The organism is Mycobacterium sp. E1386 (assembly GCF_001672745.1).
Taxonomy (GTDB): domain Bacteria; phylum Actinomycetota; class Actinomycetes; order Mycobacteriales; family Mycobacteriaceae; genus Mycobacterium.
This window is the reverse complement of the sequence record NZ_LZKH01000114.1, coordinates 1-19,499: the sequence shown is the minus strand read 5'-3', so window position 1 is coordinate 19,499 and position 19,499 is coordinate 1. Positions and strand designations below refer to the sequence as shown.

General features: G+C 69.0%; 22 protein-coding genes. 16 read left to right on the top strand and 6 right to left on the bottom strand.

Translation table 11 applies throughout. The annotated features are described in order from the left end of the window. Positions 1-7: 7 nt before the first annotated feature. Positions 8-277 carry a hypothetical protein gene (locus A5709_RS12475; RefSeq protein WP_067948774.1) on the bottom strand — a complete coding sequence of 90 codons (270 nt, stop codon included), beginning with the start codon at positions 275-277 and terminating at the stop codon, positions 8-10. A 221-nt stretch (positions 278-498) separates the two neighbouring features. On the opposite strand from A5709_RS12475, the gene A5709_RS12470 reads away from it, so the two are divergent. Then, the gene (locus A5709_RS12470) at positions 499-1,752 is read left to right on the top strand and encodes a S9 family peptidase (protein ID WP_068007363.1); all 1,254 of its coding nucleotides are present in this window, start codon (positions 499-501) and stop codon (positions 1,750-1,752) included. Positions 1,753-1,767: 15 nt separating this feature from the next. Beyond that, positions 1,768-3,165, top strand: coding sequence for a wax ester/triacylglycerol synthase family O-acyltransferase (locus tag A5709_RS12465; RefSeq protein ID WP_068120109.1), 1,398 nt, complete (start codon positions 1,768-1,770; stop codon positions 3,163-3,165). A gap of 28 nt (positions 3,166-3,193) precedes the next feature. On the opposite strand, the gene A5709_RS12460 is transcribed toward A5709_RS12465, so the two are convergent. Beyond that, positions 3,194-3,409: a hypothetical protein gene (locus A5709_RS12460; protein ID WP_197500882.1), complete on the bottom strand. Its 216-nt coding sequence runs from the start codon at positions 3,407-3,409 to the stop codon at positions 3,194-3,196. A 196-nt stretch (positions 3,410-3,605) separates the two neighbouring features. Further along, a complete protein-coding gene (locus A5709_RS12455) occupies positions 3,606-4,037 on the bottom strand; it encodes an Hsp20/alpha crystallin family protein (protein ID WP_067948765.1) in 432 nt (143 codons plus the stop codon). A 136-nt stretch (positions 4,038-4,173) separates the two neighbouring features. Between A5709_RS12455 and A5709_RS12450 the strand changes: the two genes are divergently transcribed. The 7 genes from A5709_RS12450 (at position 4,174) to A5709_RS12420 (ending at position 10,403) form a co-directional block, all read left to right on the top strand. Next, the gene (locus A5709_RS12450; RefSeq protein WP_197520132.1) at positions 4,174-6,279 is read left to right on the top strand and encodes an adenosylcobalamin-dependent ribonucleoside-diphosphate reductase; all 2,106 of its coding nucleotides are present in this window, start codon (positions 4,174-4,176) and stop codon (positions 6,277-6,279) included. A gap of 132 nt (positions 6,280-6,411) precedes the next feature. Then, on the top strand, positions 6,412-7,572 hold the full coding sequence (locus A5709_RS12445; RefSeq protein ID WP_067948763.1) for a site-2 protease family protein: 1,161 nt from the start codon (positions 6,412-6,414) through the stop codon (positions 7,570-7,572). A gap of 42 nt (positions 7,573-7,614) precedes the next feature. Next, complete coding sequence (fdxA, locus tag A5709_RS12440) at positions 7,615-7,971, top strand: ferredoxin (protein WP_067948761.1); 357 nt, start codon at positions 7,615-7,617, stop codon at positions 7,969-7,971. Positions 7,972-7,978: 7 nt separating this feature from the next. Continuing rightward, positions 7,979-8,659, top strand: a complete 681-nt coding sequence (locus A5709_RS12435) for a metalloregulator ArsR/SmtB family transcription factor (protein ID WP_067948759.1) — start codon at positions 7,979-7,981, stop codon at positions 8,657-8,659. Continuing rightward, entirely contained in the window at positions 8,656-9,081 is a 426-nt protein-coding gene (locus A5709_RS12430; RefSeq protein WP_067948819.1) for a hypothetical protein, read from the top strand. The genes A5709_RS12435 and A5709_RS12430 overlap by 4 nt, the downstream gene beginning before the upstream one ends. Positions 9,082-9,112: 31 nt before the next feature. Beyond that, positions 9,113-9,457 carry a cupin domain-containing protein gene (locus A5709_RS12425; RefSeq protein ID WP_067948757.1) on the top strand — a complete coding sequence of 115 codons (345 nt, stop codon included), beginning with the start codon at positions 9,113-9,115 and terminating at the stop codon, positions 9,455-9,457. Positions 9,458-9,461: 4 nt separating this feature from the next. Then, complete coding sequence (locus tag A5709_RS12420) at positions 9,462-10,403, top strand: nitronate monooxygenase family protein (RefSeq protein ID WP_067948755.1); 942 nt, start codon at positions 9,462-9,464, stop codon at positions 10,401-10,403. 7 nt (positions 10,404-10,410) lie between these two features. Here A5709_RS12420 and A5709_RS12415 read toward each other — a convergent pair whose 3' ends face one another. Then, positions 10,411-11,115 carry a metalloregulator ArsR/SmtB family transcription factor gene (locus A5709_RS12415; protein WP_197520131.1) on the bottom strand — a complete coding sequence of 235 codons (705 nt, stop codon included), beginning with the start codon at positions 11,113-11,115 and terminating at the stop codon, positions 10,411-10,413. 77 nt (positions 11,116-11,192) lie between these two features. Between A5709_RS12415 and A5709_RS12410 the strand changes: the two genes are divergently transcribed. Further along, on the top strand, positions 11,193-11,630 hold the full coding sequence (locus A5709_RS12410) for a DoxX family membrane protein (protein WP_067948753.1): 438 nt from the start codon (positions 11,193-11,195) through the stop codon (positions 11,628-11,630). A gap of 10 nt (positions 11,631-11,640) precedes the next feature. On the opposite strand, the gene A5709_RS12405 is transcribed toward A5709_RS12410, so the two are convergent. Continuing rightward, positions 11,641-12,141 carry a DUF1990 family protein gene (locus A5709_RS12405; RefSeq protein ID WP_067948751.1) on the bottom strand — a complete coding sequence of 167 codons (501 nt, stop codon included), beginning with the start codon at positions 12,139-12,141 and terminating at the stop codon, positions 11,641-11,643. Positions 12,142-12,198: 57 nt separating this feature from the next. Here A5709_RS12405 and A5709_RS12400 point away from each other — a divergent pair, with 57 nt between their 5' ends. Together A5709_RS12400 and A5709_RS12395 are read left to right on the top strand one after the other, a co-directional pair. After that, positions 12,199-13,083 carry an aldo/keto reductase gene (locus tag A5709_RS12400; RefSeq protein WP_067948749.1) on the top strand — a complete coding sequence of 295 codons (885 nt, stop codon included), beginning with the start codon at positions 12,199-12,201 and terminating at the stop codon, positions 13,081-13,083. A gap of 31 nt (positions 13,084-13,114) precedes the next feature. After that, positions 13,115-13,741, top strand: coding sequence for a PaaI family thioesterase (locus A5709_RS12395; protein WP_067948747.1), 627 nt, complete (start codon positions 13,115-13,117; stop codon positions 13,739-13,741). Here A5709_RS12395 and A5709_RS12390 read toward each other — a convergent pair. Continuing rightward, entirely contained in the window at positions 13,738-15,312 is a 1,575-nt protein-coding gene (locus tag A5709_RS12390) for an MmgE/PrpD family protein (protein WP_068120107.1), read from the bottom strand. The genes A5709_RS12395 and A5709_RS12390 overlap by 4 nt on opposite strands. A gap of 131 nt (positions 15,313-15,443) precedes the next feature. Between A5709_RS12390 and thrS the strand changes: the two genes are divergently transcribed. The 4 genes from thrS to A5709_RS12370 form a co-directional block, all read left to right on the top strand. Continuing rightward, positions 15,444-17,498 (top strand): threonine--tRNA ligase, encoded by a 2,055-nt coding sequence (thrS, locus tag A5709_RS12385; RefSeq protein WP_067948743.1) that lies wholly within the window; start codon positions 15,444-15,446, stop codon positions 17,496-17,498. Between the two features lie 3 nt (positions 17,499-17,501). Next, a complete protein-coding gene (locus A5709_RS12380; RefSeq protein ID WP_067948741.1) occupies positions 17,502-18,074 on the top strand; it encodes an HIT domain-containing protein in 573 nt (190 codons plus the stop codon). 49 nt (positions 18,075-18,123) lie between these two features. Beyond that, positions 18,124-18,756 (top strand): phosphatidylinositol phosphate synthase, encoded by a 633-nt coding sequence (gene pgsA / locus A5709_RS12375; protein WP_067948739.1) that lies wholly within the window; start codon positions 18,124-18,126, stop codon positions 18,754-18,756. Then, positions 18,720-19,499 (top strand): phosphatidylinositol mannoside acyltransferase (locus tag A5709_RS12370; RefSeq protein ID WP_369827318.1); only part of this gene is annotated, 780 nt, incomplete at its 3' end. The genes pgsA and A5709_RS12370, both read left to right, overlap by 37 nt.

Sequence of the window (19,499 nt, the reverse complement as noted above, 5' to 3'; positions counted from 1 at the left end):
CAGCGGTTTATTCGTCGTGTTTGCTGACGGCGTGACCGGCGCTGCGCACCACGTTGCGGAAGAATTCGATGCGGGCGGTGACCAGGTCGTCCGCCAGGTCCAGTGCGGCGTCGACGACGGTCTTGCGTCGCGACTGCTCGGGGAGCACCGGACTGATCTGGTCGACGAACTTGCGGACGGCCTCGATGGCGTGCTTGCGGCCGGATTCGACGGATTCCAGCACGTCATCGGAGAGCTCGGCCCAACGTGGCTCGGTCTTGTGCGGTGCCTCGGTCATGATCTCACTCCTAATCGACGAGTGGTTTTCGAAAGATGCTTGTGACGGCTCCGAGGTTACGACTGCCCAGACATCGGCGCGAGTGACTAAAGACCCTTCGGCCCCGGTCATATGGCCCAGACCGGCCGCCTGCGCTCGGCATGCCGGCCAAGGACTTTCGCTGCCGTGACCGGGCCGTTAGGCCCTAACCCGCCGATTTCAGCGCCTGCTAATTTGCCACCATGGCGGTACCGACCAACAACGGCGCATCCCGACGCCCGGGCGCTTTGCCGTTGAGCCCACCGGGAGGCGTCGCGCTGGGCAGTGCGGTCAAACCGTTCACCAGCACAGGTCGATACGTCGCCGACTCGTGGCGCGAATATCTCGGACAGCCCCCCGACGAGCTTCCGATCGCGCGACCCACGCTCGCCCTGGCGGCCCAGGCGTTCCGCGACGAAGTCGTCCTGTTGGGCCTGAGGGCGCGGCGCCCGATCAGCCGCCCCGAGGAGTTCGAGCGCATCACGAACGAGGTGGCCGCGGGGCTGAAGTTCTACGGGGACCGGGGATGGCTCACCAATCCGAGGCGATTTTTCGGCGCACCGCCGCCACTGTCGAATGTCACGGTGCGAAAGGTGAAAGGGGGCAGGCGTTCCTTCCACCGCATCTTCTTCGACAGCGGATACCTGCCCCGCCCGGGTGAACCCGGCGCGCGGCGGTGGATGAGCTACACCGCGAACGACCGCGAGTACGCCCTGTTGCTCCGCCATCCGCAACCACGCCCCTGGTTGGTGTGCATCCACGGAACCGAAATGGGCCGGGCCGCATTGGATCTCGCCTTGTTCCGGGCCTGGCGGTTACACGAAGACCTCGGGTTGAACGTCGTGATGCCGGTCCTCCCGATGCACGGCCCGCGCGCCCGGGACCTGCCGAAGGGTGCGGTGTTTCCGGGCGAGGACATCCTCGACGACGTGCACGCGACCGCGCAGGCGGTGTGGGACATCCGGCGGTTGCTGTCCTGGATACGCCGGGAAGAGCCGGAATCGCAGATCGGGTTGAACGGTCTGTCGCTGGGTGGCTACATCGCCGCGTTGGTCGCCAGCCTCGAAACCGGGCTCACCTGCGCGATTCTCGGCGTCCCGGTGGCAGACCTGGTCGGGCTGCTGAGTCGGCACTCCGGGCTCGGCCCCGACGACCCGCGCCGTCAGACGATCGAAGCCGCCGAGCCCATCGGGCGGATGATGTCGCCGCTGTCGCTCGCTCCGCTGGTGCCCATGCCCGGCCGCTTCATCTACGCCGGCGTCGCCGATCAGGTGGTGCATCCACGCGAGCAGGTGGTCCGCCTCTGGGAACACTGGGGGAAACCCGAGATCGTTTGGTACCGCGGCGGTCATACCGGCTTCTTCCGCGCGCGGCCGGTACAGCGATTCCTCGAGGCGGCGTTGCAGCAGTCGGGCCTTTTGGATGGTTCGGTGCCCCGGCGCGACCGCCCCGCTTAGTCGCGGGGGTCGAACATGAATCCGCTGGATCCGCTGGACGCGGCGATGATGACCGCGGAGTGGGTGTCCAACCCGATGCACGTGGGCGCCGTGCTGATCCTGTCGCCGCCTGACGACGCCGGGCCCGGTTACGTCGACGAACTGCACCGCAAGACGCTGGGCGGAAACGATTCGATCGATCCGAGGCTTCGCAGGTATCCGCATCGCGGTGTGGAGACCGGCGGCATGTGGGTCTGGCGGCAGGTGGATTCCGTTGATGTGAGCCGACATTGCCAGCGCCGCACGGTGTCCGGGGACGGGTTCTGGCGGCTGATCGGCGAGCTGGACGCGATGCGCCTCGACTGGAGCCGGCCGATGTGGATGTCGTACCTGATCGACGGCCTCGACGGGGGCCGCTTCGCGTTCTACATCAAGGTGCATCACAGCGTGACCGACGGGGTGGCCGGCTTTCAGATGATCACCGACGCGCTCAGCAGTGATCCCGACCGCCGGTCGATGCCGCCGTTTTACGCCGATTGCCGGCCCGAGCCCTCGCCGCCGGCCTCGTCCGGGTTGCTGTCTCGTCTGGTCGCGCCGCTGCGCTCGCTGACCGATGCCACCGCGTCGAGTGTGGGGCTGATCGGGCGGGTGGCCACCGGCGAGGTCGCAACGGTGCTGGATGCCCTGGTCGGGCACACCACGGTGCTGCCCCTGGGGGCGCCCTACACCCGGTTCAACGGCCGCGTGGGCCCCGAGCGCGCGGTCGCCGCGGGCAGCTGGGCGAAAAGCCGCATCCAAGCCGTGCGGCAGGCCGCCGGCGTGACCGGCAACGACGTGCTCACCGCGATGGCGGCCGGCGTGGTGCGGCGGTGGCTGAGTGATCGCGCCGAACTGCCCGACCGGTCGCTGGTGGCCGCCTGCCCCGTCACGGTGCGCGACCCCGAGCACGAGACGCCAAAAGACCAGCACGGCAACAGGTTCGGGCTGTGGATGTGCCCGTTGGGCACCAACCTGGATGACCCGCTGGCCCGGCTGGACGCGATCCATCGGTCCATGTCGGAGGGCAAGCACTGGGTGGCCAAACGGGGAGCGGCGGCGTCACTGCTGACGAACGCCGGCAGCATCGCCGCGACGGCGATCGGACCGCTGCTGCCGTTCACGCCGAAAATCCGGACCGGATACAACCTGCCGATTTCCCACGTCCGCGGCCCGGTAGCCGAAATGTATTGGAACGGAGCTCGAATCGAGGAGATGTATCCGGTGTCGACGGTGTACGACGGTCACGCACTCAACATCACGACATGCGCGTACGCCGACCGGATCGGGTTCGGCTATGCCGCGGGCCGCGACGTGGTGCCCGATATCGAGACCTTCATACCGGCGACCGAGGAGTGCCTGGCCGAACTCGAAGCGGCAGTAGGCGTTGCCGACTGAGCGTCGGCGCCACGGGTCGGTGTTGCGATCAGCCTCGCGCCCGGTGCGAGGCGCGGCCCACGTGGGCCATGATGCGTTCCAAGACGGTGTTGGACAGGTCGCCGTCATCGGCAACGCGCGACAGGCCGCGGCGCCGCAGGAACGTGTCGAGGCGTCGGTCAGGGGACCAGTCGGCATAAATTGGGCCGAGGTACCGCGATTGCAGGAATTCCGAAGCCAGGGCGTCCACGTCAGAGTCGGTCAACGACAACGTCGGGATACCGCCCATAACCGCCATGCTCCTTCGTTCAGCCGCAACCGCACCAGCCAAGTTACGTCAGACGACGCCATTATTCCGTCACGCGCTGATTGCGGATAGGGCCCAAAGTCATCACTGGAGCCGGCGCCCCCAACGGCCGTGACGGGCCCGGGCGACGCTGCCCGGGCCCCGCTTCAGCCGGCTACTTTGCGGCGACCTTTACGTGCTTCTCCTCGGGCGCGGGCTGTGAGACCGGCACGGAGACAGTGAGGATGCCTTTGTCGTAGCTGGCCTTGATGTCGTCTTCGTTGGCACCGGACGGCAGCGACACGGTGCGGACGAACGAGCCGTAGGAGAACTCCGATCGGCCGTCGAACTCCTTTTTCTCGCTGCGCTCGGCCTTGATGGTGAGCTGACCGTCGCGGACGGTGATATCGACGTCCTTGGCCGGGTCGATGCCCGGGATCTCGGCGCGCAGCTCGTAGCGGCCATCAACCATCTCGTCCTCCAACCGCATGAGCCGGGTGTCGAACATCGGGCGGATTCCGGCGAACGACGGGAACGACGAGAAGAAGTCCGCGAACTCGGGGAACAGCATGTGCGGCTTCTGTGCCGCGGGCAGCGTGCTGGTCATTGTTCTCTCCTGGGATGTCTGTTGTCTTCAAACGGACGTCTTCGATCCGACCACGCAAGCCGCCACCACGGTAGGGACGGAAGTCCTTATCTCGTTTCGGGCGACGACTTTTGGGTGTGACGGGGATACTCGAACGATGGCCGGGACAGCGCGGTCGGCGCGGTGGCCGTCGAGCATCAGGCGCCGGGACGGGCGCCTGGTCCCCTTCGACGTGGGCCGCATCGAGACGGCGATCGCTGGGGCCGCGCGCGAGGCCGGACACCGCGACCCGGACTTACCCGGCGGGCTGGCCAGGTCGGTGGCCGATGCGCTGGCGGGTCAGGCCCGCAGCGCAATTCCGCGGGTCGAGGAGATCCAAGACGTGGTCGAGGCGCAGCTGGCGGCGGCCGGCCTGGACGACGTTGCCCGCGCTTATGCCGACTACCGCCGGCACCACGCCGAATTACGCGCGACCAAAGAGCTGACCGGTGTGCGCGACGAACTCAAATTGAGCGTGGCCGCCGTGACGGTGCTGGGCGAGCGCTATCTGCTGCGCGACGACCGCGGCAGGCCGATGGAATCGACCGGCGAAATGATGGACCGCGTCGCGAACCAGGTCGCGGGGGCCGAGGAGAAGTTCCGCTCCGGGTCCTCGGCGGTGTGGGCCCAACGGTTTTCGGCGCTGCTGCGTGGGCTCGAGTTTCTACCCAACTCGCCGACGCTGATGAACGCCGGCACCGAACTGGGGCTGCTTTCCGCGTGTTTCGTTCTGCCAGTGGCTGATTCGCTGCATTCAATCTTCACCGCGCTCGCACAGAGCGCGGACATACACCAGGCCGGCGGAGGGACCGGCTACGCCTTCACCCACCTGAGACCCGCCGGTGATTCGGTGGCCCGCACCGGCGGGACGGCCAGCGGACCGCTGTCGTTTCTCCGGCTGTTCGATTACGCCGCCGCGGTGATCTCGATGGGTGGCCGCCGGCGCGGCGCATCGATGGCGGTGCTCGACGTATCGCACCCCGACATCTACGACTTCGTCACCGCCAAGTCCCGCTCGGCCAGTGAGCTCAACCAGTTCAACCTGTCGGTGGGCGTGACCGACCGATTCCTGCGCGCCGTCGCGCGCGGCGGCAGCCATCGGCTGGTCAACCCGAGGACGGGTGCGGTGGTCGCGACGGTGCCCGCAGCCGATCTGTTCACCGCGATCTGCGAGGCCGCACACCGGTGCGGCGACCCCGGACTGGTGTTCCTCGACACCATCAACCGCGCCAATCCGACGCCGGCGTTGGGCCGGATCGAGGCCACCAACCCGTGCGGGGAGGTCCCGCTGCTGCCCTACGAATCGTGCAACCTGGGTTCGATCAACCTCGCTCGGATGGTCAGCGGCGGCGGCATCGACTGGGATCGGCTCACGGCGGTGACGGAACTGGCCGTGCGCTTCCTGGACGACGTCATCGACGTCAGCCGGTTTCCCTTCCCCGAAGTCGAAGCGGCCACCAAGGCCACCCGCAAGATCGGGCTGGGCGTCATGGGCCTGGCGGAGATGCTGGCCGGGTTGGGAATTCCGTATGACAGCGAGCGCGGCGTTCGCCTGGCCGGCCGGATCGCCCGCACCGTCAACCGGGCCGCACATGCCGCCTCCGAGCGGCTGGCCGAGGAGCGCGGACCGTTTCCGGCCTTCGCGGACAGCCGCTTGGCGGGCTCGGCGCCGCGGCGTAACGCCCAGCTCACCTCGATAGCGCCGACCGGCACCATCTCGTTGATCGCCGGTACCAGCGCGGGGATCGAGCCGATGTTCGCGATCGCCTACGTCCGGGCGGTCATCGGGCGGCGCCTGCTCGAGGTCAACCCGTGTTTCGACCGGCTCGCCCGCGACCGCGGTTTCTACCATCCCGACCTGATCGCCGAAATCGCCCGGCACGGCGGCGTGCGCGAGGACCGACACGTCCCCGCCGAGGTTCGGGCGGCGTTTCCCACCGCAGCCGAGATCACCCCGGATTGGCACCTGCGGATGCAGGCCGCGGTGCAGCGGCACGTCGACGCCGCGGTGTCCAAAACCGTCAACCTGCCGGCCGAATCGACCGTCGACGACGTCCGCGCGATCTATCTGGCCGCGTGGAAGGCGAGGGTCAAGGGCATCACCGTCTACCGCTACGGCACCCGGGCCGGACAGGTGCTCACCTACGTCGGCTCCGAGGAGGCCCTGCTTGCCGCCGACGCCACGTTCAGCGGCGGCTGCCTGGGACGCCGGTGCGAATTCTGACCGCGTCCCAAGCAGGCCGATTGGCCGCTCGCTCGGGGTCATACGGCCCTAGTTGCGGCCGCGGTAGCGCCCTACTTTCGAGCCAGAGGCGGCAGTGGAACCGCCTCTCCTCAACGACTTTGGAGGTTCGAGGTGCGCGACGCGATCCCGATAGGGCGAGTCGCCGGATTCCCGGTGAACGTCCACTGGAGCGTGCTGGTCATCCTGTGGTTGTTCACCTGGAGCCTGGCCAGCACGCTGCCCGGAACGGTCAAAGGATATTCGCACGGCGCCTACTGGTTGGCCGGAGCGTGCGGCGCGCTGGTGCTGTTGGCCTCGCTGGTGGCGCACGAGCTCGCGCATGCCATCGTCGCCCGCCGCGCCGGGGTGTCCGTCGGGAGCGTGACGCTCTGGCTGTTCGGCGGTGTGACCACCCTCGGTGGCGAGGCCAAGACCCCCAAGGCCGCCTTCCGGATCGCGATCGCCGGGCCGGCCACCAGCCTCGCCCTGGCCGCCGCCTTCGGCGGGCTGGTCGCGGCGCTGCATACGGTGCGCGCCGCTCCTATCGTGATCGGGGTCGCGTCCTGGCTGGCCGTCATCAACCTGCTGCTCGGGCTTTTCAACCTGTTGCCCGGCGCACCTCTGGACGGTGGCCGCGTGCTGCGGGCCATCCTGTGGCGCAGCCACGGGGACAGCGTGCGGGCGAGCATCGGCGCGGCGCACGCCGGACGGGTGGTCGCCTTCATCCTGATCGGGCTGGGGCTGGCCGAATTCTTGTTGGGCGGCGTGATCGGCGGAGTCTGGCTGGCGTTCATCGGCTGGTTCATCTTCGCGGCCAGTCGCGAGGAGGAGACGCGGATATCGACCCAGCAGATGTTTTCCGGCGTGCGCGTCGCCGACGCGATGACCGCCGGGCCGCATACCGCGCCCGGTTGGATCACCGTCGACGATTTCGTCCAGCGCTATGTGCTCGGTGACCGGCACTCGGCATACCCAGTCGTCGACCGGAGCGGGGCGATTACCGGTCTGATCACGTTGCGCCGGTTGCGCGAGGTCGCGCCCGCCCAGCGCGCCACCGTCACCGTGGGGGAGGTCGCGCAACCGCTTCACGAGGTCCCGTCCGGTGCGCCGCAGGAGCCGCTGACGGCCCTGCTGGAGCGGATGGCGCCGGCCGGTCCCCGCAGCCGTGCTCTGGTGTTCGAGGGGGCTCAGGTGGTCGGCATCGTCACGCCCACCGATGTGGCGCGCCTCATCGAGGTCTATCGGCTCGCCCATCCCGAAGACGCGAAACCGGCGTCAGCGCAAAGCTTTTAGTGGGCCTCGTTTTTACAAGCAATGTTGTGTAAACTCTTGCCCATGACGTACGTGATCGGGAAGCCATGCATCGACGTGATGGATCGCGCCTGCGTGGACGAGTGTCCCGTCGATTGCATCTACGAGGGCGGCCGCGCGCTCTACATACATCCCGACGAATGCGTGGACTGCGGAGCATGCGAGCCGGTGTGCCCGGTCGATGCCATCTACTACGAAGACGACCTGCCCGAGGAGCTCAGACCGTACCTGGCCGACAACGAGGCGTTCTTCACCGAAACGCTGCCCGGCCGCGACGCCCCCCTGGGATCCCCGGGTGGGGCGGCCAAGCTCGGGCCGCTCGGTGTAGACACGCCTTTGGTGGCCGCTCAGCCGAGGGCCGACCAAGCGGAAGGAGCGTGAGGGTCCTGTGAAGTTGTCGCCGACGTCGATCGGGGAATCCGCCAGCCGCCGCCGCGAGGTTTTGCGGGTGTTGCGGGCGTCGCCCGATCCCATGAGCATCGCCGCGATCGCCGACGTGCTTGGCGTCCATCCGAACACGGTCCGCTTCCACCTCGACAGCCTGGTCGGTGACGGGCAGGTGGAGCACGTCGAGCTGGACCGCAAGGGGCCGGGTCGCCCGCCGCTGATGTTCCGCGCGGTCCGGCAGATGGACCGCGGTGGCACGCGGCACTACCGCCTGCTCGCCGAGATCCTGGCCGTGGCGTTCGCCGGAGAGCGCGATGCCGGCGCCAAGGCCCAGGCCGCGGGCCGGGCCTGGGGGCGAAAGCTGGACGCCAGCCTGGAAGCGGTGCCACCGGAACCCGCCAGCGCCGACGACGCCATCGACCACTTGGTCAACATGCTCGACGAGCTCGGCTTCGCGCCCGAACGGCGGGCGGCCGACGGGGAGCAACAGGTCGGCCTGCGGCACTGCCCGTTCCTGGAGCTGGCCGAAAACCGGACCGCCGTCGTGTGCCCGGTGCATCTGGGTCTCATGCAAGGCGCCATGGAGGCCTGGGGAGCGCCGGTTTCGGTCGATCGGCTCGAAGCGTTCGTCGAACCGGATCTGTGCGTGGCGCACCTGGCGCCGCGGACCGCGGCCAAATGAGCGCCGGGCCGGCGGTCGCCGTTGCGCTCACCTTCGTGTGGCTCGGCATGGTGTTGGCGATCTCGTTCCTGGAAGCCCCGCTGAAATTCCGCGCGCCCAACGTGACGTTGCAGATCGGGCTCGGCATCGGGCGGCTGGTGTTCCGGGCCCTCAACACCGTCGAGGTCTGCTTCGCCCTGGTCCTCGTGGCGATCGTGGCCGGGGGCTTGACGACGACGGGCACCACCGCCGCGGTTTTCGTCGCGGCGGGCGCGCTGGCCGTGCAGTTGATCGCGGTGCGCCCCCGACTGACCCGCCGCTCGGACAGCGTGCTCGCCGGGTCGGACGGGCCGCGCTCCCGCGCCCACTACGTCTACGTCGGCTTCGAGGTGGTCAAGGTAATCGCGTTGGTCGTGGCGGGGATACTGCTACTGACGGCCTGATGGTGTCCGCTCAACCGCAAAGGACTCAGCTATGGAATCAATCTCGTTGACGAGCCTCGCGTCCGAAAAGCTGGCCGAGGCCAAGGAATCGCACAGCGGGCGGGCCGCCCACACCATCCACGGTGGCCACAGCCACGAGCTTCGGCAGACCGTGCTGGCTTTGCTTGGCGGCCATGAGCTTTCCGAACACGACGGCCCCGCCGAGGCAACGCTGCAGGTGCTGCAGGGCCACGTGCGGATGACCACCGGCGACGACGCCTGGGAGGGCAAAACCGGCGACTATGTCGCGATCCCGACCGAACGGCACGCCCTGCACGCGGTCGAGGATTCGGTGGTCATGCTGACCGTGCTCAAGACCCTTCCGTCGGTTCACTAGCCGGATGCTTTCCACGCCCTGGTCAAGGGAATTCGGGTTGCGGGTACCGATCGTCAACGCGCCCATGGGCGGCGTCGCCGGGGGCCGGCTGGCCGCGGCGGTGACCGCGGCCGGTGGCCTGGGCATGGTCGGCATGGGCAGCGTCGCCACGAGGGAACTGCTGCAAAGCCAGCTGCAGCACGTGCAGGGAACGTTCGGCATCGGCCTGGTCGATTGGGTGATGCGCACCGAGGCGGGGCTGCTCGAGGATGCGCTGGCGGCTCGGCCGGCCCTGCTGTCAGTCAGTTTCGGGACCGACTGGTCCTGGGTCGCAAAGGCGCACGACGCCGGGATCCCCACCGCCACACAGGTTTACGACGGCGCCGGGGCGCGCCAGGCGGCCGATGCCGGCGTCGACATCCTGGTCGCCCGGGGGTCCGAGGGTGGCGGTCACGGCGAGACGAAGCTCGCGACGCTGCCGTTGCTCGACACCGTGCTGGACGCCGTCTCGGTGCCGGTCCTCGCGGGCGGCGGTGTCGCTTCGGCGCGCAGCCTGGCCGCCGTGCTGGCCGCCGGTGCGAGCGGGGCGTGGGTGGGAACCCGCCTGGCCGCGTGTCCGGAGGCGCTCTCCGGCGAAGGCAGCCGCCGCGCGCTGATCGCGGCCCGGGCCACCGACACCGCCGTCACCCGGGCCTTCGACGTCGCCCAGGCCCGGCCGTGGCCCGCGCGGTTCCCGTCCCGGGTGCTGACCAACGACTTCGTCGAGCGTTGGACGGGTAAAGAGGACACGCTCAACCCGCAGGCCTGCGACGACCTCGCGGCCTCCATCGCCGCCGACGACCGCCGGGTGGCCCCCGTGGACGCCGGTCAGGGCGTCGGGATGATCCGCGACGACGCGTCGGTGGCAGAGGTGATCGACGAAATGTGTTCGGGCGCAGAGCGTCTGCTGAGCGTCTGGGGCTCCTAGCGTCCGCCTAGCCGCCGGGGGTGAGCACGACGCAACAGCGGTCGGGCCCCGGGCACAGCTGGGCGTCGGGACCGTGCGGCGCCAGGGCATCGGCGACGCCGGTGATCAGGGCGTGGCTCATGTTGCAGGCCAGCTCGGTCTGCTCCTGCGCGAGCGCGTGGAACGGGCAGTTGGCGAGTTCGATCCTGCGGCCGACGGCGCGGGGTTCGTAGCCGTACCTGCTCAAGACCTTGACGGCGAGCTTGAGTCCGGCGGCGGCGCTGGCGGGCCGGCGCGGCGTGGCGGCGATGGTCTGCCCGTAGTCGTGGGCGACGCCGTTGAGGACCTCGGCAACGGGCGCGCCGGTGGAGGACGACTCGGCGATGGCTTTTGCCATCAAGCGTCCCGCCAGTTCGTATTCGCGCTGGGGGAGGCTGACGGCGATGTCGCGGCTCGCCCGGCGGTACAGCTTGGACGTCCGCCCCGCGCCCGGCCCGGATCGGCCCGTGACGCGCGCGTAGTCGCTTTCCAGCAGGCCGTCGGCGGTCAACCGATCCAGGTGAAACTTGGCCTGGTGGTGCGCAATCCCGACGGCGTCGGCCGCCTGGTCGCGGCTCACCGGCGCCGACTGGGCGCACACGAACCGGTAGAGCTCACGTCGCACCGGGTCGGCGAGCGCCCCGATGCCCGCGGCGTCGCGCTTCAGGGAGTCGTCGTCCACGTCGGCAGCCATTTCTAACGGATAAAACTCTTGACGCTACAGTCTACAGCTTCTAACGTTCAAATTATTGTCTGTTAGAGGAGGATTCCATGAGCACCACCAACGCCACCCCGGCGCTCTCCGCTCAGTTGAAGGACCCGGCGCTGTCGGCGTACTACGCCCTGCGCACGGTTTTCACCATCGCGCCCATCGTCTTCGGGCTGGACAAGTTCTTCAACGTGCTGACCCACCCGCATCACTGGAGCATGTACCTGGCCGGCTGGATCAACGACCTGGTGCCCGGGACCGCCGATCAGTGCATGTATCTGGTGGGGGTCATCGAGATCGTGGCCGGCGTGCTGGTCGCCGTCGTGCCGCGGTTCGGCGCATGGGTGGTCGCCGCGTGGCTGGCCGGGATCATCATCGACCTCGTCACCGGGCCGGGCTTCTACGACGTGGCGCTGCGCGACTTCGGTTTGCTGGTCGGCGCCATCGCGCTCGCCCGGCTGGCGCAGGGCGTGCACACCGGCAGCATCGGGCGCCGATAGCCTGCCAGGCTCAGACCCCGCGCAGATAGCGCTTGGCGATGACGCGCTGGGCCACCGCCACCACTGGCCTGGCGGCCTTGCTCCACCAGGTCGCGGGCCGCGAGAACGCCGTCACCTCCGCGAACACCGCGGAGGTGGCGGGGTCACGCCGGACGACGAAGCGCTCCTCGCCGGACTCCGGATGTCCCGGCAATGTCCCGTAGGCGAATCCGCGGATGTCGGGCTCGTCGACGACATACACAACCCGGCATGGCGCGGGCAGAAAACCCATGCGCACCACCACAACTGTGCCGACCTCGGCGACGTCGGAGCTGGCGCGCACCCGCAACCCCGCCCCGTGCTGCATGCCCCAGCGCATGACGGCGTCGGCGGCCCGCTCGAAGCGCTGCTGGCCCGTGCCGATCTGAGTCTCCGTGTGCAGGTGGCCGTATCCCGCGGGCAAGTTGCCGGATGCGGTCGCCCCCACCTCGGGATAGGTCAGCGGGAGTTCCTCGAGCGCTGCTAAGTCCACCCGCCCAGCTTGCCACGCCGAGGTGCGCGGCGACATTTCCGGCGTACGGTCGTAAAAGTGACCGCACAAAACTCGAAAACTGTTGCACAAGCGTCCGGAACCTTCACCCTCGGCGGCGACTTGACCATCAACCGGCTCGGGTTCGGCGCCATGCGCCTGACCGGCAAGGGTGTCTGGGGCCCGCCCGCCGATCGCGACGAATGCGTCCGGGTTTTGCGCCGCGCCGTCGAACTGGGCGTGAACTTCATCGACACCGCGGACTCCTACGGCCCCTACATATCCGAGGACATCATTCGCGAGGCGCTGCACCCCTACGACGGATTGGTCATCGCGACCAAGGCGGGGCTGCTGCGCACCGGGCCGGACGTCTGGATCCCGCTGGGCAACCCGAGCTATCTGCGCCAGGAATGCGAGATGAGCCTGCGCCGCCTGGGCGTCGACACCATCGACCTGTTCCAGCTGCACCGCATCGACCGCGACTTCCCGCTGGCCGACCAGGTGGGCGAGCTGCTGACCCTGAAGAACGAGGGCAAGATCCGCCACATCGGTCTGTCCGAGATCAACGTCGACCAACTCTCGGAGGCCCAGCGGACCACCGAGATCGTGTCGGTGCAGAACATGTACAACCTGTCCGCCCGGGGCGCCGAACCGCTGCTGGACGCCGCCACCCGACAGGGCATCGGTTTCATCCCGTGGTTCCCACTGGCCGCCGGGCCGCTGGCCGCCCCCGACGGCCCGCTGCAGCGCATCGCCGGTGAGCACCACGCGACTCCGTCGCAACTGGCGCTGGCGTGGTTGCTGAAACGGTCGCCGGTGATGCTGCCGATTCCGGGCACCTCGAAGGTGGCTCACCTGGAGGAGAACGTCGCCGCCGCCGAGATCACGCTGTCCGACGACGAGTTCGACACCCTCTCAGCGGCCGGGGCTCAACAGACGGTCTGACCGCGCCGCCCCTTCGGCCGCGCAATACGGTGTGCTGGTGGCGGAACATCAGCAGCACCCCGGCGGCGGGTTCAACCCACCGGAGCCGACGACCAAGGGCGGGCCCGACTACGGCAGGTTCATCGATGCCGTGCGCACCCTGCAGGACCACGCCCGCGCCGTCGACGCCCCCGACGCGGTGATCACCGAGGCCGCCAACCTGCTGGACAAGGTGTCGGCGCTGCTGAGCCCGTTCGACGCCGACGAGTGGGAGTCCCCGTCGGGGCGTCGCATGGACCTGCCGATGCGCGGCAACATCCTGTCGGTGCCCATGAAGGCCCGCAAGACCGACGACGGCCGCATCCAGGGTTCGGCCCGGTTCGCCCGGTTTCACCTGGGCCGCAACGGTGCCGTGCACGGCGGCTGCCTGGGAATGCTGTTCGACAGCGTGCTGGGGCTGACGTCCTCGGTGCTCACCGGGGGCCCCTACCAGCGCACGGCCTACCTGAAGATCGACTACCGCCGCATCGTGCCGATCGAGAAGGAATTGCGGTTCGACGCCGGCATCGACCGGGTGGACGGGCGCAAGATCTTCGTGTCCGGCCGGTTGACCGACGGTGACACGCTGCTGACCGAAGCCGACGCCCTGTTCGTGCGGCTCAAGCCGGGTCAGCCCTAACGGCCCAGCAAGCGCCACAGGTCGGCGGCGTCGGCGTCAATCGCCTCGAAGATGTCGGCAGTCCGCTCTTGGCCCCACACGGCAGGTCCACTCGCCAACAGCTTTTCGCGGCTGACGGCGTCGGGACTGGTTTTCACATTGCCGGCGCCGCCGCGGGGAACACCGCATTCGGCCGCCAACTCCTGTCCGTCGCGCAACCTCACCCGTACCCGGGCCGGGAAGGTCATGGTGAATGCGTCCAGCGCTGCCGGCGCCCACAACTGTCCTGTCGCCGCTCGTCCGGCCGCCCCGATTCCACCATCGCGCAGCGCGCGGAGTAGGGCGACCGAGTCGCCGAGGGCGAAGCGAACGCCCTTGTGTTCCTTGCGAGTTCGCCGGACGGCGGCGAGCAGCCGGCGGGCTGGCGTGCCGACTGTCATAGCGCGAACCGGAAGAAGCGGCGCCATCGCCTCGGCCGTACGCAAGGTGAGCGACCAGTCGTGCCGCAACGACACCCGTGCGGCGACGTCGGCGAGCTCGCGGTGGTGGCCGGCCAGCCATTCCTCGTTGACCTCGTCCGGTGTGAGCCGGCCGGCGACAAGAGTGGCGGCAACGGTCCACGGGATCGAGAAGTTGATGGTCACCGGGGTGGGCGTGCGGCCGGCCGTGTACCCGTGCGACAGGGCGTCCATCCCGCACGTCAGCACGCCCGCATCGACGACCACCGACGCGACGTCCGCGGCCGGCGGCGGCCCGAGTTCGTGCAGCGCGTCGACGGTCGTGTCGACATACGCGCAGCCCGGATACCGCTTGACGCTCAGAGTCCGTGTCGCCCAACCGGAGCCAAGCCCGCCCAGAAGTGCGGGCAGCGGCGCGTAGGAGAACGCATCGAAGAAGCCTTGTGGGTGGTCGAGGGCATCCAGTGGGCCGGTGACGCCGTTGGCGGCCAGGCGGGCGGCCCGGACGCCGGCCAGTGTCGGTTCCGCGGCCGTCAGCAGCTTCGAATCGGGGGCCATGAACCCCGGGACGGTGGCGCGCGGAGCCTGGTAGAGAGCAAGGGCCAGGGCATGTGCCAGCCGGCGCGCATCGAGTCCAAGCAGACGTCCGGCGCTGACGGCGGCTCCGGCGGCATGCACGAACGACCACAGCTGACCGTTGAGCGGCCCCAGCAGGCAGGCGCCGCCCAAGCGGGCCTCGAGCTCGTTGGCCGCGACCTGGGCGGCCAATTGCTCGGCCGCCGGGGCGCCGGTCTCGGCCGCGAGGAGGACCGGTACCCATACGGCGGAGTGGCCGGCGTGCGCGAAGCACATGTAGTCGTCGAAGTCGAGCGCGATCGACAACGCGGCCGCGGCGTAGAGGGCGTCGTCGACGGCGACGGATCGGTGTAATCCCGGCACCGCCGCGGGGCCGTCGCCGGCCCAGCTCGCGACGCCGGCGAGCACGCGCCGTGACGCGGCGTCGCGGGCCGACGCGGCCGTGGCCGCGAACACGGATCGGCGCTGGGTGCGGCACAGGTCGACCACGGTGTCGGGGACGTCCTCGAGACGCAGGTCAGCGGCCCACCCGGCCAACCGTTCGATGGTGGTGACCACGCTGGCACGGTAGGCGCAGTTCGATCGAGGGGTCAATCAGTGGTGGCCCGGCGGTGTGGGGTGGTGGTCGGCCACACGGATAGCATGGTCGCGATCGTTCCGAGATGTCCAAAGCCTGGAGAATTGACCCGATGAGTGCCGCCGCACAGCTCACGCCGCAAGCCCCGATCCGGGTTCCTGCCGGCACTACCGCGGCCGCCGCGGTGCGGGAGGCGGGGCTGCCGGGCCGGGGTTCCCCGGACGCGATCGTGGTGGTGCGCGACGCCGACGGCAGGTTGCGCGACCTGAGCTGGGTGCCCGAGGCCGACGTCGAGGTCGTCCCGGTGGCGGCCAACACCGACGAGGGGCGCAGTGTCATCCGGCATTCGGCCGCGCACGTGCTGGCCCAGGCCGTCCAGGGCATGTTCCCGCACGCCAAGTTGGGCATCGGGCCGCCCATCACCGATGGCTTCTACTACGACTTCGACGTGGCGGAGCCGTTCACGCCCGAGGATCTGGCGGCGCTGGAAAAGCGGATGCGCCAGATCGTCAAAGAGGGGCAGCTGTTCGAGCGGCGCGTTTATGAGTCCAAGGACCAGGCGCGCTCGGAGTTGGCCAACGAGCCGTACAAGCTGGAACTCGTCGATGACAAGTCCGGCGACCCCGACATCATGGAGGTGGGTGGCGACGAGCTCACCGCCTACGACAACCTCAATCCCCGCAGCCGGGAAAGGGTTTGGGGCGACCTGTGCCGCGGGCCGCACATCCCGACCACCAAGCACATCCCGGCGTTCAAGCTGACCCGAAGTTCCGCCGCCTACTGGCGGGGCGACCAGAAAAACGCCAGCCTGCAACGCATTTACGGCACCGCGTGGGAATCCCAGGAGGCGCTGGACCGCCACCTCGAGCTGCTCGAGGAAGCGCAGCGCCGCGACCACCGCAAGCTGGGCACCGAGCTGGACCTGTTCAGCTTCCCCGACGAAATCGGTTCCGGGCTGGCGGTTTTCCACCCCAAGGGCGGCGTCGTGCGCAGGGAGCTGGAGGAGTACTCGCGGCGCAAGCACATCGAGGCCGGGTACGAATTCGTCAACACTCCGCACATCACCAAGGCGCAGCTGTACGTCACGTCGGGTCACCTGGAGTGGTACGCCGACGGAATGTACCCGCCGATGCATCTCGACGCCGAGTTCAACGAGGACGGCACGGTGCGCAAGCCCGGCCAGGACTACTACCTCAAGCCGATGAACTGCCCGATGCACCACCTGATCTACCGGTCGCGCGGACGGTCGTATCGCGAACTTCCGTTGCGGCTCTTCGAGTTCGGCAGCGTGTACCGCTACGAGAAATCCGGCGTGGTGCACGGCCTGACCCGGGTGCGCGGCATGACGCAGGACGACGCGCACATCTACTGCACGCGCGAGCAGATGCGCGACGAGCTGGCGTCGGTGCTGCATTTCGTGCTCGACCTGCTGGCCGACTACGGACTCGACGACTTCTACCTGGAGCTGTCCACCAAGGACCCGGAGAAGTACTCCGGTTCCGACGAGCTATGGGACGAGGCCACCGAGGTCCTGCGCGACGTCGGCGTGGCCTCCGGGCTGGAGCTGATCCCCGACCCCGGCGGCGCGGCGTTTTACGGCCCGAAGATCTCGGTGCAGGTCAAGGACGCGCTGGGCCGGAGCTGGCAGATGTCGACCATCCAGCTCGACTTCAACATGCCGGAACGCTTCGAGCTGGAATACACCGCCGCCGACGGCTCGCGTCAGCGGCCGGTGCTGATCCACCGCGCGTTGTTCGGGTCCATCGAGCGGTTCTTCGGCATCCTCACCGAGCACTACGCCGGCGCGTTCCCGGCGTGGCTGGCGCCCGTCCAGGTGGTCGGCATCCCGGTCGCCGACGAACACGTGCCCTACCTGGAAAGCGTTGCCGCGCAGCTCAAATCGCAGGGTGTGCGGGTGGAGGTGGACGCCAGCGACGACCGGATGGCCAAGAAGATCGTCCACCACACCAACCAGCGCGTCCCGTTCATGCTGCTGGCCGGCGACCGCGACGTCGAGGCCGATGCCGTCAGCTTCCGCTTCGGTGACCGCACGCAGATCAACGGCGCGCCACGGGACAGCGCCGTCGACGCCATCGTGGCTTGGGTCGCCGATCGCCAAAATGCCGCTCCCACAGCCGAACTCGTAAAGGTGACCGGCGGTGAGTAGACAATGACCGAAGAGGAACGCGCCGACGACACCATCCTGGACACGGGCGTCGGCCAAAGTGACCACCTGCAGCGCCTGTGGACGCCGTACCGGATGAACTATCTGGCCGAGGCGCCGATGAAGCGCGACCCCAACTCCTCGGGCAAGACCGAGCAGCCGTTCACCGACATCCCGCGACTGTCCGACGAGGAAGGCCTGGTGGTCGCCCGCGGCGAGCTCGTCTACGCCGTCCTCAACCTGTACCCGTACAACCCCGGGCACCTGATGGTGGTGCCGTACCGGCGGGTGTCCGAGCTCGAGGACCTCACCGAGGACGAGAGCGCGGAGTTGATGGCCTTCATCCAGAAGGCAATTCGCGTCATCAAGAACGTGTCGCGGCCGCACGGATTCAACGTCGGGCTCAACCTCGGGACGTCGGCGGGCGGGTCACTGGCCGAACACCTGCACGTGCACGTCGTGCCGCGCTGGGGCGGCGACGCGAACTTCATCACCATCATCGGGGGGTCGAAGGTGATCCCGCAGTTGCTGCGCGAAACCCGGCGGCTGCTGGCCACCGAGTGGGCACGACAGCCATGAGCCGCGGCGGCGACGATGCAGAGCGGAGCGATGCTGAGGAGCGGCGCCAATGAGTAAGGTGCCGTTCCTGTCGCGGGCGGCGTTCGCGCGGCTCACCACTCCGACCGCCCGGGCGTGCCTGCGGCTGGGTCTGACCCCCGACGCGGTCACCATCCTGGGCACCATCGTCGCCGTGGCGGGGGCGCTGATCCTTTTCCCGATGGGCAAGCTCTTCATCGGCACGCTGGTGGTGTGGTTCTTCGTGCTGTTCGACATGCTCGACGGGGCGATGGCCCGGGAGCGCGGGGGTGGCACCCGTTTCGGCGCCGTGCTGGACGCCACGTGCGACCGGATCAGCGACGGCGCGGTGTTCTGCGGGCTGCTGTGGTGGATCGCGTTCGGCCTGCACGACAAGCTGCTGACGGTGGCGACGCTGATCTGCCTCGTCACGTCACAGGTCATCTCCTACATCAAGGCGCGCGCCGAAGCCAGCGGACTGCGCGGCGACGGCGGCATCATCGAACGCCCGGAAAGGTTGATCATCGTGCTGGTAGGTGCCGGCGTGTCCGACTTCCCCTTCGTCGCCTGGCCGCCCGCCCTGGCGGTGGCGATGTGGCTGCTGGCGGTGGCCAGCGTGGTCACCTGCGTGCAGCGGTTGCGCACCGTGTGGACCTCGCCCGGCGCGACGGAGCGCATGCCGTGATCCCGGGCCTGAGTTTGATCGGCACTCCCCGCCGCCTGGCATCCGGCACCGCGAGCGACTGGGGGTATGCGGCCGGCTGGATGGCCGTGCGGGCGATGCCGGAATTCGCCGCGCGCACCGCGTTCGGGGCGGGGGCGCGCTACGCGGCCCGCGGCGGCGGCCCGGACCAATTGCGCAAGAACCTGGCCCGCGTCATCGGCGTGCCGCCCGCCGAGGTGCCCGATGCGCTGATGCGGGCCTCGCTGGCCTCCTACGCCCGCTACTGGCGTGAGGCGTTCCGCCTGCCGGGCATGGATCTTCGCGCGGTCGCCCGCCAGCTCGACGAGACATTCAAGGGTGCGGACAACCTGGACGCGGCGCTGGCGAAGGGCCGCGGGGCGGTCTGCGCGTTGCCGCACAGCGGCAACTGGGACATGGCCGGGGTGTGGCTGGCGCAGACGCGGGGCACCTTCACCACCGTCGCCGAGCGGCTCAAGCCCGAATCGCTGTATCGGCGTTTCATCGACTACCGGGAAAGCCTCGGCTTCGAGGTGCTGCCGCTGTCCGGCGGCGACCGGCCGCCCTTCGAGGTGCTCTGTGACCGGCTGCGGGACAACCGGGTGGTCTGCCTGATGGCCGAACGTGACCTCACCCGCTCCGGCGTGGAGGTCGAGTTCTTCGGTGAACCCACCCGGATGCCCGCCGGGCCGGCGAAGCTGGCGATCGAGACCGGGGCGGCGCTGCTGCCCTCGCACTGCTGGTTC

Excerpts from the sequence above, each read along its gene's own strand:
- A5709_RS12420 (WP_067948755.1), top strand. The coding sequence starts at position 9,462 with ATGCTTTCCACGCCCTGGTCAAGGGAATTCGGGTTGCGGGTACCGATC.
- A5709_RS12410 (WP_067948753.1), top strand. The coding sequence starts at position 11,193 with ATGAGCACCACCAACGCCACCCCGGCGCTCTCCGCTCAGTTGAAGGAC.
- A5709_RS12475 (WP_067948774.1), bottom strand. The coding sequence starts at position 277 with ATGACCGAGGCACCGCACAAGACCGAGCCACGTTGGGCCGAGCTCTCC.
- A5709_RS12465 (WP_068120109.1), top strand. The coding sequence starts at position 1,768 with ATGAATCCGCTGGATCCGCTGGACGCGGCGATGATGACCGCGGAGTGG.
- A5709_RS12470 (WP_068007363.1), top strand. The coding sequence starts at position 499 with ATGGCGGTACCGACCAACAACGGCGCATCCCGACGCCCGGGCGCTTTG.
- pgsA (WP_067948739.1), top strand. The coding sequence starts at position 18,124 with ATGAGTAAGGTGCCGTTCCTGTCGCGGGCGGCGTTCGCGCGGCTCACC.
- A5709_RS12450 (WP_197520132.1), top strand. The coding sequence starts at position 4,174 with ATGGCCGGGACAGCGCGGTCGGCGCGGTGGCCGTCGAGCATCAGGCGC.
- fdxA (WP_067948761.1), top strand. The coding sequence starts at position 7,615 with ATGACGTACGTGATCGGGAAGCCATGCATCGACGTGATGGATCGCGCC.
- A5709_RS12455 (WP_067948765.1), bottom strand. The coding sequence starts at position 4,037 with ATGACCAGCACGCTGCCCGCGGCACAGAAGCCGCACATGCTGTTCCCC.
- A5709_RS12425 (WP_067948757.1), top strand. The coding sequence starts at position 9,113 with ATGGAATCAATCTCGTTGACGAGCCTCGCGTCCGAAAAGCTGGCCGAG.
- A5709_RS12415 (WP_197520131.1), bottom strand. The coding sequence starts at position 11,115 with ATGGCTGCCGACGTGGACGACGACTCCCTGAAGCGCGACGCCGCGGGC.
- A5709_RS12430 (WP_067948819.1), top strand. The coding sequence starts at position 8,656 with ATGAGCGCCGGGCCGGCGGTCGCCGTTGCGCTCACCTTCGTGTGGCTC.
- thrS (WP_067948743.1), top strand. The coding sequence starts at position 15,444 with ATGAGTGCCGCCGCACAGCTCACGCCGCAAGCCCCGATCCGGGTTCCT.
- A5709_RS12380 (WP_067948741.1), top strand. The coding sequence starts at position 17,502 with ATGACCGAAGAGGAACGCGCCGACGACACCATCCTGGACACGGGCGTC.